This is a genomic window from Aurantibacillus circumpalustris (genome assembly GCF_029625215.1).
GTDB classification, from domain to species: domain Bacteria; phylum Bacteroidota; class Bacteroidia; order B-17B0; family Aurantibacillaceae; genus Aurantibacillus; species Aurantibacillus circumpalustris.
In genome coordinates, this window is the sequence record NZ_CP121197.1 from 2,586,679 (window position 1) to 2,599,311 (window position 12,633).

A 12,633-nucleotide genomic window follows, 5' to 3' on the forward strand; every position below is an offset into this window, starting at 1 on the left:
GTGGCCTGGTACTACGAAATAAAAAAGCCAATCGGTAAGGACTGGCTTTGATAATTTCAATAAGGTTTTATTTACATTTTCTCAACCTCCACAATAGGGTTATTGTTAATTTTAATGGTTTTTAAACCCGCCTTTTTAAAGAGATCGGCAAACCAAGCTTTATCTTTTTTTACTTTTAATAAAATATTTATTTGCTGGTAATCCCCAGTAGTAATGCCCGCGGTACATTCCGAAACATTGGAGTTCTTCTTAATTAATTCAATAACTTTTGAAATATCCCCTACTTTATATATTTCAAACATAAAAGCTGTTCCAGCAGAAAAAAAATTGTCGGCGTTAGTAGCAAGTGGGTGCTTTAGGATAATGGTTTTTGCGGGTGTCAAAGGCGTAGTAATTGCTGTGTTTGCCTGAGCTTGAAGTTCAGAATTTACTATTCCGATTGATAGTAATGCGGTTAACGAAAGGGCTTTGAAAATTTGCATGAGACTATTTTTAATTTAAATATTAAATGTCCTATAAATTTATTCAAAAATTCTGCTAAAAACAACTATTTACGCTTCTGAATAAAAAAGTCTTTAAGAAGTTTCTCGCAATCCTCCGCTAAAACACCTTTTAGAACTTCTGTTTTTGGATGTAAAATATTTTTTTGCAAAAGAGTAAACCCTTTTTTAGGATCTGATGCTCCAAATACTATCGAAGAAATTTGGCTCCAGGCTAATGCACCGGCGCACATAATGCAAGGTTCTAGTGTTACATAGAGTGTGCAGTCAATGAGATACTTTCCGCCTAAAGCATGCGCTGCAGAAGTTATGGCCTGCATTTCAGCATGAGCAGTTACGTCATGTAGACGCTCAGTAAGATTATGCGCCCGTGCAATAATTTTGTTTTCGGCAACAATAATAGCGCCCACAGGCACTTCATCAGCATCATAAGCTTTTTGAGCTTCTTTCAACGCTTCGCGCATAAAAAAATCTGGGGTATACAAAGGAGCTATGGACACGTGCAGGTTGTTGTGGATGTGAAGCTAATGTCTTTTATTCGGCTTATTGTATCACAATCGTAAATGATGAGTTTGTAATTATACAAAGAGTCGTATTCTTTTTTCGGTTGGATGTAATATTCTCCACAAGGCTCCTTGTGTACATCACTTAGGTCGTAATTTATTTCAAAATGACGTAGTTCAATTTTAAGGAGCGTTTCGTTTTTACGGTTGCATTTCAATTTACATTGTGCTTTCTCAGAAAACTCCATGTATTGAAAAACAAGTTGCTGCATTTTTATTTCGTTCGGAGTTGTACAACTTCGCTGACCGAAAATGGCAAAAACCATTAATAAACCAATTCCAAAACCAACTCCGTAAAATTTTAATCTGCCTAAAAAAGTCATGCACGAAGTTAAGCGCTATTTTTTAATCAGGAAAGAAATTTGTGTTGGAAGTTCGAACTTGTAGCCTATATCCTATATAATTTAGCAAGTAACTAATAACTTTGAACTTATAACTGTTAACTTCAACTAGTAACGATCAAGTCTATAATAATCTACCGAATAGTCTTTAGGAATAAAGGGTGGTTTTATTTGTGCAACAATAGAAGGATTATTTATTTTTATTTCTGAAAGTGTAAAATCAGAATACTGTTGTTTGTTGTCTAAACCCACAATGTCAATTCTTTTTATCGGCAGATAGCTTTGTTTGTCAATAAATAGAGTTGTTATTCTTTTAGTATTTTCTGGAAAATCTTTCGTAGTAATCTCAAGTTTAAAGCAGGTGTAGGATCCAATCTGGGTTTCTTCAAGTGTATTAATGATGGCACCTTTCTTAAAAAAAGGTTCAAAGGGAAGTTGCTCAGTATAATGATTTATAAGGTTGGCGGTTGGAAAGTTCTGTTTGAGCATATCCATTGTAGGCTTGCCCTTTCCGCGATTGCCAATCGTGTCTATTGTAACTTTTTTTCTTGAATGATTAAGCGCAACATTTTTCTTCCCATTATAAAATAGTTCAGTTTTAAAAGTAAGGGCGTAAAATGTAAACTGACTGGTTAGTTTTAAATTGCAGTGTAACAGAGTGTCTTCACTTTTTTTCTCTAGTAAAATATTAGCCATTGTTTTAAGTGTGTCTTTTCCACCAGCAAATTTTTGCATGAAATTACAGGAGTAATTGACAGATTTTACATTTAAGAGAGCGTAACGCGAACGTAATAATATATCATCAGGACTAAGTAGTTTTACCTTAGAATTAAAGCCAAAAAGGAAAAAAGAGAGAACTACTATTAAAATGGGTGTTTTAAGCTTTGAGTGTATCATAAATTTTTAGTACAAAACAAAGTTACTATTAATTAGGAAAAGTAAATGTTATAGAAAGTAAAAAGAACTGTGTTTTTTCCCACTAGAGATGTGAATTATCACGTAGAAGCTTATCAAGAATAAAGCAGTGCAGTATGGAATTGGTAGTTGGAAGCTCAAGTAATACAGAAAGCAGACAGCTTGAGCCAATTTATTGAGAAGTTTCTAAATATTTAGGAATATCTGTGATTTTTGAAGAACAACTGTTAGTTAAGTTCGAATTTGTCTGTGATGTTAGACTTTATTTAGTGTTTAATAGAAGGCGCAAACCTTTTTCAAATCCAGGAATTGCAGTTTCCATATGCTCAAGTTTAGGATATACTTCTGCTTTTATTTGAATATGTGAATAGGTTTTGAGGTGTGATGTAAAGTTTTGAAAAATGTATAAATTTTTTAAATCATCTTCTGGATTGTTTTCTTCTTTATCACCGTAAACACTGTATACTTTTTTGTCAAGCGTTTTTTCAGGTCTATAGTTTGCAAACCGATCAATTAAATAGTTGTTTGAATATTCAAGCGAAGGACTTATAGCAATATAATTTTGAAAAAAGGTATTGTTTTCCTCCAGGTCTTTGTATAGAGCATAAAAAGGAAAGTATCCTCCCAAAGAATGACCCATTAGGGTTGCATTGTTATCCTTACAGCGATAATTTTTTTGTATGTATGGAACTAATTCTTTCTGTATAAAACTTCTAAAGTTATTCGCACCTCCACAAATGTTACAACTATCTGTTTTGGGAAATGTATAATCCCGTTGTCGTAACGAATCCATCATAAAGGCATCGCTATAACCAATGCCAATAAGAATGGTTTTCTGAAGTTTATCATTTTCTTTTCGAAGAAGAAATTCTTTTATGTGATTAAAATAGGCATTAGCATCAAGAAGATATACAAGCGGGTAAGTTTTATTTTTGGATTTATAATAGTCACTGGGTAATGACACGAAAATTGAAAAGGTATCCTTCACGAATTTCGAAAATAAAGTTGTGGTGGCAATGTCCTCTTTTTCTTCTGTTTCCTGATAAGATTCTTTGTTATTAGAATCGTATGCTGTCACATTCATCATATAATGATGCGGTGGAACTGTCCATTCTCCCAGACTGTTTTTCCTTAAAAAACTCTTTGAAGTACCGCCTAATTTTACATCGTAAGAGATGCGTTTTTCTCTTGTTTTAGCGGGAAGAAATTCGATGGCGCATATTATCTTTTCCTTCGCGTAGATATTAAATTTTGAAACGTCAACTCGCAACCACCCTTCCTGTATGTTTTGTGTTAGAATAATTTGTTTTTCTAATAATCTTTCAGCAGGACGATTGTTTTGATAGGTATAAAAATTCACGCGAAAGCTTATGCTATCATCACTCGATTCACTCATGTATAGATTTACAGAAGTTAGTTTTGTAAGGGTGGCTGGTAGTTTTATTAATTGGGCAATTTCAACTATGTCGTTGGCGTTGATTGAACCATCAATAAAATGCAAACCAAAATTGTGTCGTTTTAGTCCGAACGTTTTTTCTTTGAGTTTAGATGTTTTAATTGCCACTTCTTCTAAAATAGCTGATTTTCGGAAAAGAGGAATAAGTTTTTGAGCACTTTGTGTAATGGGAATTTTTAATTCTGAATATCCAATCAACGAAAAAGTGAGGCTATCAAATTGGTTAGTGCCAGGGATGTTAATTGAAAATGAACCATCACTTAAACTGGTGGTTCCAATGTTCTTATTTTTTATGCCAATGTTTACGAAGGCTAAAGCTTCTTGCGATAAAGGATCAATTACTCTACCGCTAATGGCAACCTGGGCTGTTAAACTAGTTATACAAGTAAATAAGATTATGGAACAAAAGAAACGTGCCACGCAATAAAATTGAAAGACTAAATTAAGCTTCCAGAAGGTAGTGTTGAACGTGAAAAAGTTATTCTTTCACAATTTTTTTGGTGAATAGCAGTTCCATTTTATCATACACTTGCAAAAAGTAAATTCCGTTTTGCAAGGAACTGACATCAATAGTTTGAGTGCCTTCCAAATTTTGTTTACAAATGCTTTTACCAAGAAGGTCACAGATCTCAAGACGAAGAGATTGTGTGGAGGATTTATTTTCTATTGTCAAATTATTGGAAGCTGGGTTTGGAAAAACGGCAAATATATTTTCATTTTCATTTTCTGTAATGCCAGTAATATTTTGGAAATCACAAGGTCTATTCGTAAATTGTTTGGTGCCGAATTGTGAATCCTTGTAACAGAGATTTGTCTGGAACCAATCTGCGTCGCAAAAGCCCCTCGAAAAGTTGTAGTAATTGAATAAAAATCTATTGCAACCAAAACGTTCAGTAATAGTCGCCGCATAGTTGCTTGCTTGATTGGGAAAACTTCCTCCAGCGTATCTAACAAATAGTCGTTTTAAATTGAAACCATTCTGATTTATTGTTGTTGTTGAATCTACGGTAATCGTGTATACGTACACTGCATTGCTATCAGTGCTATAAAGGTTAGTTCTCACTGAAGTTTGCCAACTTTGCCCGGCTTGAGTATTAAAATTATAAAGAATTTCCCATTGATTTCGGGTACCTCTGTTTGACATAAAAATAGTATCTCCTTTTTGTTTAATGAGGGTGGTTTTGGCTATACCTTGGTCACATTCTAGGTAAAACCGATTGTGTGTTAATACTTTTAATGTGTCTGAATTTAAAATTGAATCTTTCTTATAAATTATTTTTTCGAGATATGTGTATTGCCAAGCAGGATTGCCGCCGCCCGACCAATAAATATTATAACTCCATTCCGCACCAGGTGGAGAAAAAACAACTTGTGATTTTGTGGTAGAAGCTATAAGGGAAATTAAAAGTAGGAGTACTATTTTTTTCAAGGCGTAGGGTTTTAGGTTATATAAATTTACAAAATTCTATCCTTCTTTCACAGCCGAACTCCATAAGTGGCTGCTATTCTTTTTTCTTTGGCGCTGTTTTTTTAGACCTAGATTTTCCATTTTCAGCCAAAGCTTTTTGTAGCAAATATTCAATTTGCCCGTTAACGCTTCTGAATTCATCGTCGGCCCATTTCTGGAGCTCCTTCAGCGTTTCGGGATTTACCCTAAGTACAAATGCTTTTTTTTCTGCCATAACTCAGATTTAATAACCACATAGTCGCATAGATTTGAAATATGCTTCTATGTGGTTTTATTCTTAATGATGAAGTGTACCAGTATTCACTATTGGGTTCACTTCTTTATCCCCGCACAGCACTACCAATAAATTACTTACCATGGCTGCTTTTCGTTCTTCATCGAGATGTACAATTTCACGCTCTGATAATTTAGCTAAGGCCATTTCTACCATGCCCACAGCGCCTTCTACAATTTGTCTTCTCGCTGCTACTACCGCAGAGGCTTGTTGTCTTCTTAACATAGCCCCAGCAATTTCTTGCGCATACGCCAGGTGACTAATACGAGCTTCTAATACTTTGATGCCGGCGGGAGCTAAGCGTTCATTTAATTCATTTTCGAGCATCTGATTTACTTTTTCAGCTCCTCCGCGTAAAGTTACTTCAGCCGTTTCTTCTTCAAAATTGTCGTATGGACAAGCACCTGCTAAATGTCTTACAGCGGCTTCACTTTGAATGTGTACGTATTTTGTATAATCGTCTACCTCAAAACTTGCTTTGGCGGTGTCTTTTACTTGCCAAACAATTACTGCGGCAATTTCAACAGGGTTACCAATTTTGTCGTTTACTTTTAATGATTGTCCATTAAGATTCCGTGCTCTCAAAGAAATGTTACTTCTTATATAAAAAGGATTCACCCAATGAAAACCACTGTCTTTAACGGTACCACTATAGGTTCCAAATAAAACAAGAACTGTTGCTTCATTCGGATTAAGAATTAAAAAACCCTTACTAAAGAATGCAAACAATAATAAAAAGGGTGCAGCTAGTAAAACCAGTTTCATTGAAAAGGCAAAAATAGTTCCTGCAAGTAATGCTAAGCAAAGTACAGCAATTCCGTATCCGGAAGCTGGCTTTAAAATTTTTTCTTCGTTCATAACTTTGATATTAAAATGATATCATAAAGGTATCGAATAAAAATTCAAATTTGCAAGAAAAATCGTAAAAAATCGGATGAGCGGTTTATTTTTTAGTCGATAGTCAAATGGCAATTGTTGTTGGTGTATAGTTAATAGTCAGTGCTTGTATGTCGATAGTAATTGTTAGTATTTGATAGTCAATAGTTTATGGTCTTTCACTGAAGATGTAATTAACAGAATTTGGCATTATTGTTGTTTAGTTTAGTAACTAATTACCCGATGCGTAAAATCACAACCTATTTTCTTTGTACGTATATTCTTTGTCTGGTTGCTCCCCGATATAACGCGCAAGGATTTGGTTTAAATTATGATTTTGAGTCATCAACCCCTTCAACAATTACCTTAAATAACCAGTTGAGCGGTTGGAATATAAGCCATGGCGTCTGGGGTGGAGGTATCACCACTTGTAATCAAATAAATTGTTGTGCTTTACCTCCCAATGGTTCTGAATTAATAGAAGCGCCGAACGGTTTTATTGATCCGATTATCGGAGCTATCTACCCTGTTTATTCAGTTTTTGGGGACTCTGCTGGCAATCCTAATGGAAGCCTTATTAACACCCACCTAAACATGTCTTTAAGTGGGGATAAATTTTTAAGACTTAATAATAAGGTGGGTGGTACGGCCGGGAATCGAATTGAAAGTTTAACCCGTACTTTATCTGTTACCGCAACCATGAACGTATTAGATGTTGCTTATATGATTCTCACAAACGGTGCGCACAATTGTTGTGAATCACCTGGCTTTAGAATGACTATTAGTTCGTCTACCTGTGCCATAGTTTTTAACAGCACTTGCCCAAACCTTGGTAACAGTCCAACTTTTTATGTACCGGTCACTGGTCAGTTGAGTACAAATCCTAATAGCATTATGTTTAGTAAATGGCGAGTGAAACGCTTTGATTTAACCGATTACATTGGTCAAAACGTTACGTTAACTATTAACGCCTGTGGTTGTTTATTTGATGGTCATTTTGGTTATGCTTATGTGGATACAAGGTTTGGTACTGGCATGTTTACCGTTTATAATATGGCAATTCCCGGAGGAACTGTGAATGTACCTTACTGCAAAAGAGATTCCTTAGTTATATACGGACCAAAGTTTTATAACACTTACGATTGGTCTGGTCCGCAGGGTTTTTCATCCAGTTCTCCAAATATTGTTCCAACGGTTTCGGGTGTGTACACATTAAATTTAGATATGGCAATTCCCTGTGACGCGGGAACTAAGACGATTAGTGTAAATTTTTTACCAGAACCTTTTATTTATAGTTCAACCTCATCAATTTGCCCCGGCGGAACCGCCATATTAACTGCCAGTGGAAGTGCTAGTTATACGTGGACACACAATGGCTCAACAAGTCCAAGTGTTGCAGTTAGTGCTTTTCAAAACACTGCCTATTCTGTAATTTGTCTTGATACAAACGGTTGCCTTGCTCCAGCTTTTTTTACGATCGCTATGTTAAGCGAACCAACTTTAACTATTCACACTAATCCAAAAATTTGTGTAGGAGATGTTATGAAAATCTCTGCTTTTGGAGCAAACACATACAGTTGGCAGAGTTCCAACGGCTATGTTGGGAATTTGCAACAAGTACTAATTAACTCAAATTCATATCCCGAAGTTGTTACCTTCTCTCTTGCAGGAACCGCAGCGAATAGTTGTACTTCTACAGCCAGTTATTCTATTAAATCTTACCCTTTACCCCTGGCACTCATTAATATTACTCCTTCGCAAACAGTATGTGTAAATTCGGGTTTAAATATGTCGGGTACTGGCGGTGTTCGCTATGAATGGAGGGGACCGGCCAATTTTTTTAATACCAAACAAAACGCTTATTTTATCCCCAGTAGTTTAATTCAGGCAGGTGAATACACGCTGTGTGCTATAGATACTAACGGTTGTAGAGGTTATAGTACAAAAACGATTGCTTTAAATGATCTCCCTTACGGACAATTAAAAGGCGTTTTATCAGGATGCGCACCATTTTTGGCTGAATTTGAATTTGTTCAAACAGGTTCAAGAAGAACCAAACTCCTAAGTTCGGAATGGAAAATTGAAAACGTTGTTTACAGCGAAAAAATGTTCAGCCATTGGATTAAGAGCTCAGGAAATTTTTTGGTAGAAGGAAATATGTTAGATTCCAATGCCTGCGCAAACACCTATTCTTTCTATGTAAATTCATATCCAAAACCGCGGGCCGATTTTCAATATGCCCCACAACAGCCAGTGGAAAATCAAGATTATATTGAATTTACAGATATGTCAACAGGCGAGAACCTAACAAAATGGAACTGGTTTTTCTATAACAATCAAAATAATTCGACTAATCAAAATGTTTCGTTTTTATTCGAAAATGAAGGTGTGTATGCCGTAGCACATCTGGTTCAAAACGAATGGGGATGTGCAGACAGCCTAGTTCAAGAAATTAAAGTTTTCCCAGATATTGCCATCTTTGTTCCTAATGCATTTACGCCAAACGGTGACGAAAGAAACCCAAGCTTTAAACCCGTTACTAGGGGTATTTTATCTTATCGTCTTCAAGTATTTAGCCGTTGGGGTCAACTTATTTATGATGGAAACGAAAAGGACCCGGGCTGGGATGGTACTTTCGGGGAGGCCGATTGTCAAGAAGGTGTATATGTATGGAAACTAAGCGCGAAAGATGCACGTAACAATGAAAATGAACAGAAAGGGTTTGTTGATTTGATAAGGTAGAAAGTCTATGTTCAATAGTTGAAAGTCGATGGTCGATTACTGCTTACTGGTTACTGCCCAAAGTCTTCTCATAGTGTTCCTCCGTGTACTCAGTGTCTCAGCGATTTTCGCCTCTTTAACAGCAATGCCCATGGCTAAAAAATCTATATCCCCTGCAAATCCAAACCTTCACTATCAATCATGGTTACCCATTTGCCCATTTTTTTTTGAATGATTTTAAAATGATGTTGGTCTTCGGGTGTTATAAATGAAAATGCATCGCCAGGAGACTCAGCGCGGCCAGTTCTGCCAATACGATGAATGTAGTCTTTAGGAGAGCGTGGTAATTCGTAATTGATTACATGGGGTAAAAATTTAATATCAATACCACGTGATAATAAATCAGTAGTTACTAAAACGCGCAGTGTACCTTTTTTAAAGCGACTCAAAGCTTCTGTTCTTGCTTCCTGACTTTTTTTGCCATGCATGGCCGACGCATCAATACCGTTTTTTCTCAATTTATCGGCAACATTATCTGCTTTGTAGGAGGAAGAAGTAAATACCAACACTTGTTTCATGGCATTGTGTTTAATGAGGTAGCGCAAAAGCGGACCTTTTTTTTCTTCACTTACAAAATAGCCGAGTTGAGAAATTAAATCGATGTTATTTTTTTCTTCTTCAATTTTTATAACAACCGGATCTCGCAACACAAGTTGTTTCAGGCCTTCCAGATCTTCACTCAGAGTTGCAGAGAATAAAAGATTTTGACGTTTTTTCGGAAGCATTGCAAATATTTTTTGCATTTCTTCTTTAAAACCAAGATTGAGCATTTTATCTGCTTCATCTAATACAAGTGTATCAATTTCTGAAAGATGAACAGCGTTGCTTTCTACGAGTTCTATTAAACGACCGGGTGTTGCTACAAGTACGTTTACTCCTTGCAGAGCCATCATTTGCGGGTTAATAGAAACGCCACCATATACGGCAAGTGATTTTATTTTTTGCGGCAAATTTGTTCCAAACACATAAAATACTTCTCTTACTTGCGCCGCAAGTTCGCGGGTAGGAACAAGCACTAATACTTTTACGTGTCGGTTTTTTGAAGCGGTATTGCCTTGTAAATTTTGTAGAATGGGTAATACGTACGAAGCAGTTTTTCCTGAACCTGTTTGTGCAATCCCTAAAATATCTCTCCGTTTAAGAATAGCTGGTATGGCTTCTTTTTGAATGGGATAGGGTTCGCTATATTTTTGCTCGGCTAAGGCCTGAATTAAAGAAGGAGGAAGACCGAGTGCTGAAAAAGGCATGTTTTGTTATTCTTGAATGAGGTGTAAATATAAACAAATAGAAAGTTGTTTGTTTAAGGGCTTTTATTAATCTTCTAGTTCTATGAAAACCAAAAATAAGAATTGTTATACGGTGTTAATTTTTTAATGATACTTAACAGTGTTTATGCATCTTGCAAATTTTAAAATGCAATTACTATGACAAATGTCATCGCTGAAACCCTTTGTTCTAGATAACTTCATAATATTAAAGAAAATGATTTATTAACCTTTTAAAACTTAAAAACATGAGCGATTCAGATTCAAACAACAACATGGGTAAAATTATTGGTGGAGTAATTATTGGTTTAGCGGCTGGAGCTGCTTTAGGAATTTTATTAGCACCAGATAAAGGAAGTGAAACCCGCAAAAAAATTAACACTGGTGCCAAAGAATTGGCCGATAATTTAAAAGATAAAGTAATGGAAGGCGTTGATTCTATTAAACAAAAATTTAATGATCACGCAAGAGTAAACCAATCTTGAATTAACGGCCTTAACCCATTTCCTGATTAAATATGGCAGATCCTAAAATAGAAGAACTCGCAACAAGCGCAAAAGAATATGTTGCTATTCAATATGATCTATTGAAGTTACAACTAACTGAAAAAATGTCTGGCATTCTATCAAAAATGATGTCAGACGTGCTTGTTGTCTCTATTAGCGTTATAGCTTTGCTTTTCCTAAGTGTGGGTTCTGCATTTTATCTATCAATGGTTTTCAAAAGTTACGCGATTGGATTTGGTTTTGTTGGAATTCTTTATACACTAATTGCCTTATTCTTTTTTGCTATTCGGAAAAGCATACTGCGCCTGCGAATACGAGACAGGCTTATTTTAGAACTATCGAAGGAAGATAAAATTTAATTCTGAAAGCTATTATGTCAAACAAAACTATATCTAATCATATTGAATTAAAAGACAGAATAAGTTATCTTATATCTGAAAGGAAGAAATGCGAGGAAAAACTTCTGATTAATTTGAAAGATACTGTTGATACAGTTATCCATCCTACAACAATAATTAAACAATCAGCACATGATCTTGCAGCGAGTAAAGACTTTCGTGCAGACGTTCTAAAAATCGGAATCAACTTAGCTTCCAGTTATCTTATCGGAAAATTAGCAAACACATTGGTTGGTAGTGTTCTTAAAAAAATTACGAATAAAAATTCAAATGAAAAATCTAAGGGTTTGTTGGGTTTTATAGGAAATCTTGTGTCTGGAAAAAAGGACAAACAAGGCGGTTTTCTTTCGAAAGCAGTTCCATCACCCATTCATTAAATCTAAGTAGTTTAAAAAATAATTGGAGCTGCTATTACACAGCTTTACTTGCTTGTATGCCTTTTAAAAGTGTAACTAAGACCCAGGTAACCAGTAACACCAATTGTTTGGCGTGAGCCAGGGTAAGAGGGAGGACTTTGAGTTCCGCGATTAGAACTAATCATTATTGCAGCATTTAGCCCGAAATTAGTTTTAAAGATCTTTAGATTTATTACCGGACCTATGGCAGCGGTTACAAATAATTTTTTTTCAGTATCATATACTTCCATTCCTGAATTAGCAAGTCCTACCTGCGTTTGTGCACCTAACCAACGTAACCCTTTTTTCTTAAAGGGAAAATATTTCACAAAAACATTTGCTTCAAAGGGCGTGTAATTTTGCTCTAGGCCAATATTGTTGCTTAAATAACCAGCTCCAAACGAAATACCAGTCAGTACTTTTTCGTTAATCCAAAAACCAGATTCTCCATAAAAAACAAAATAAGCAAAGTATTCCTTGCCGGGACCCTGCATTCCTGAGCCTCGCGCGTTCAGCGAAAGAAATAGACCTTTTTTTAAAGGTGTATCTTTTACCTGTGATTCTTGTGCATTCATTCTGCTTATTAATAAAACAAAAATAAGTAGCAGAATTTTTTTAAAATTTTCGGTGAGTGTTTTCATAGCCAAATTTTTTAAAATGTAAGCTGATTAACTTTATACAAAATTAGGTGATATTTTAATTAGTGCATTAGTATTTAACAAAACCAGTTTACTACAGGATCTTATAACGAGTGTATTGACGATTTGTTGCTCCTTAATTTTAAATTAAAATTAATAAGTTGATTATCAACTATTAAATGCGATTCAGATTAAAATCAAAAAATAAATCGATTTAGCCTAGGGGTATATACTTTTACTGTTGTCTTAGTTATGTT

At 35.3% G+C, this 12,633-nt stretch carries 14 protein-coding genes; 4 read left to right on the top strand and 10 right to left on the bottom strand.

Annotated elements, in window-relative coordinates:
- Window positions 1–71: 71 nt before the first annotated feature.
- The 8 genes from P2086_RS10735 to P2086_RS10770 all read right to left on the bottom strand — a co-directional run bounded on the left by P2086_RS10735 (window position 72) and on the right by P2086_RS10770 (window position 6,375).
- Complete coding sequence (locus P2086_RS10735; protein ID WP_317896743.1) at window positions 72–482, bottom strand: hypothetical protein; 411 nt, start codon at window positions 480–482, stop codon at window positions 72–74.
- 65 nt (window positions 483–547) lie between these two features.
- Window positions 548–964 (bottom strand): nucleoside deaminase, encoded by a 417-nt coding sequence (locus tag P2086_RS10740; RefSeq protein WP_317896744.1) that lies wholly within the window; start codon window positions 962–964, stop codon window positions 548–550.
- Window positions 965–990: 26 nt separating this feature from the next.
- Window positions 991–1,386 (bottom strand): hypothetical protein, encoded by a 396-nt coding sequence (locus P2086_RS10745; protein ID WP_317896745.1) that lies wholly within the window; start codon window positions 1,384–1,386, stop codon window positions 991–993.
- 126 nt (window positions 1,387–1,512) lie between these two features.
- The gene (locus tag P2086_RS10750) at window positions 1,513–2,301 is read right to left on the bottom strand and encodes a hypothetical protein (RefSeq protein ID WP_317896746.1); all 789 of its coding nucleotides are present in this window, start codon (window positions 2,299–2,301) and stop codon (window positions 1,513–1,515) included.
- A 280-nt stretch (window positions 2,302–2,581) separates the two neighbouring features.
- Window positions 2,582–4,195 (bottom strand): alpha/beta hydrolase-fold protein, encoded by a 1,614-nt coding sequence (locus P2086_RS10755; RefSeq protein ID WP_317896747.1) that lies wholly within the window; start codon window positions 4,193–4,195, stop codon window positions 2,582–2,584.
- Window positions 4,196–4,253: 58 nt separating this feature from the next.
- Entirely contained in the window at window positions 4,254–5,204 is a 951-nt protein-coding gene (locus P2086_RS10760; RefSeq protein ID WP_317896748.1) for a T9SS type A sorting domain-containing protein, read from the bottom strand.
- 73 nt (window positions 5,205–5,277) lie between these two features.
- Window positions 5,278–5,457 carry a type II toxin-antitoxin system antitoxin gene (locus P2086_RS10765; RefSeq protein ID WP_317896749.1) on the bottom strand — a complete coding sequence of 60 codons (180 nt, stop codon included), beginning with the start codon at window positions 5,455–5,457 and terminating at the stop codon, window positions 5,278–5,280.
- Between the two features lie 63 nt (window positions 5,458–5,520).
- A complete protein-coding gene (locus tag P2086_RS10770) occupies window positions 5,521–6,375 on the bottom strand; it encodes an SPFH domain-containing protein (protein WP_317896750.1) in 855 nt (284 codons plus the stop codon).
- A 261-nt stretch (window positions 6,376–6,636) separates the two neighbouring features.
- On the opposite strand from P2086_RS10770, the gene P2086_RS10775 reads away from it, so the two are divergent.
- A complete protein-coding gene (locus P2086_RS10775) occupies window positions 6,637–9,135 on the top strand; it encodes a T9SS type B sorting domain-containing protein (RefSeq protein WP_317896751.1) in 2,499 nt (832 codons plus the stop codon).
- A gap of 143 nt (window positions 9,136–9,278) precedes the next feature.
- Here the strand turns inward: P2086_RS10775 and P2086_RS10780 are convergent, their stop codons facing one another.
- Window positions 9,279–10,421, bottom strand: coding sequence for a DEAD/DEAH box helicase (locus P2086_RS10780; RefSeq protein WP_317896752.1), 1,143 nt, complete (start codon window positions 10,419–10,421; stop codon window positions 9,279–9,281).
- Window positions 10,422–10,687: 266 nt separating this feature from the next.
- Between P2086_RS10780 and P2086_RS10785 the strand changes: the two genes are divergently transcribed.
- Genes P2086_RS10785 through P2086_RS10795 form a run of 3 tightly spaced genes read left to right on the top strand, consistent with a single transcriptional unit; the run spans window position 10,688 to window position 11,720 of the window.
- On the top strand, window positions 10,688–10,924 hold the full coding sequence (locus P2086_RS10785) for a YtxH domain-containing protein (protein ID WP_317896753.1): 237 nt from the start codon (window positions 10,688–10,690) through the stop codon (window positions 10,922–10,924).
- A 32-nt stretch (window positions 10,925–10,956) separates the two neighbouring features.
- The gene (locus P2086_RS10790) at window positions 10,957–11,304 is read left to right on the top strand and encodes a hypothetical protein (RefSeq protein ID WP_317896754.1); all 348 of its coding nucleotides are present in this window, start codon (window positions 10,957–10,959) and stop codon (window positions 11,302–11,304) included.
- A 14-nt stretch (window positions 11,305–11,318) separates the two neighbouring features.
- A complete protein-coding gene (locus P2086_RS10795) occupies window positions 11,319–11,720 on the top strand; it encodes a hypothetical protein (RefSeq protein WP_317896755.1) in 402 nt (133 codons plus the stop codon).
- Window positions 11,721–11,764: 44 nt separating this feature from the next.
- Here the strand turns inward: P2086_RS10795 and P2086_RS10800 are convergent, their stop codons facing one another.
- Window positions 11,765–12,379 carry a hypothetical protein gene (locus P2086_RS10800; protein ID WP_317896756.1) on the bottom strand — a complete coding sequence of 205 codons (615 nt, stop codon included), beginning with the start codon at window positions 12,377–12,379 and terminating at the stop codon, window positions 11,765–11,767.
- Window positions 12,380–12,633 lie beyond the last annotated feature (254 nt).

Bases quoted from the DNA above. Each gene is read 5' to 3' on its own strand.
- P2086_RS10770 (WP_317896750.1), bottom strand. From the start codon at position 6,375: ATGAACGAAGAAAAAATTTTAAAGCCAGCTTCCGGATACGGAATTGCT.
- P2086_RS10740 (WP_317896744.1), bottom strand. From the start codon at position 964: ATGCGCGAAGCGTTGAAAGAAGCTCAAAAAGCTTATGATGCTGATGAA.
- P2086_RS10745 (WP_317896745.1), bottom strand. From the start codon at position 1,386: ATGACTTTTTTAGGCAGATTAAAATTTTACGGAGTTGGTTTTGGAATT.
- P2086_RS10775 (WP_317896751.1), top strand. From the start codon at position 6,637: ATGCGTAAAATCACAACCTATTTTCTTTGTACGTATATTCTTTGTCTG.
- P2086_RS10735 (WP_317896743.1), bottom strand. From the start codon at position 482: ATGCAAATTTTCAAAGCCCTTTCGTTAACCGCATTACTATCAATCGGA.
- P2086_RS10800 (WP_317896756.1), bottom strand. From the start codon at position 12,379: ATGAAAACACTCACCGAAAATTTTAAAAAAATTCTGCTACTTATTTTT.
- P2086_RS10750 (WP_317896746.1), bottom strand. From the start codon at position 2,301: ATGATACACTCAAAGCTTAAAACACCCATTTTAATAGTAGTTCTCTCT.
- P2086_RS10785 (WP_317896753.1), top strand. From the start codon at position 10,688: ATGAGCGATTCAGATTCAAACAACAACATGGGTAAAATTATTGGTGGA.
- P2086_RS10790 (WP_317896754.1), top strand. From the start codon at position 10,957: ATGGCAGATCCTAAAATAGAAGAACTCGCAACAAGCGCAAAAGAATAT.
- P2086_RS10780 (WP_317896752.1), bottom strand. From the start codon at position 10,421: ATGCCTTTTTCAGCACTCGGTCTTCCTCCTTCTTTAATTCAGGCCTTA.
- P2086_RS10795 (WP_317896755.1), top strand. From the start codon at position 11,319: ATGTCAAACAAAACTATATCTAATCATATTGAATTAAAAGACAGAATA.
- P2086_RS10765 (WP_317896749.1), bottom strand. From the start codon at position 5,457: ATGGCAGAAAAAAAAGCATTTGTACTTAGGGTAAATCCCGAAACGCTG.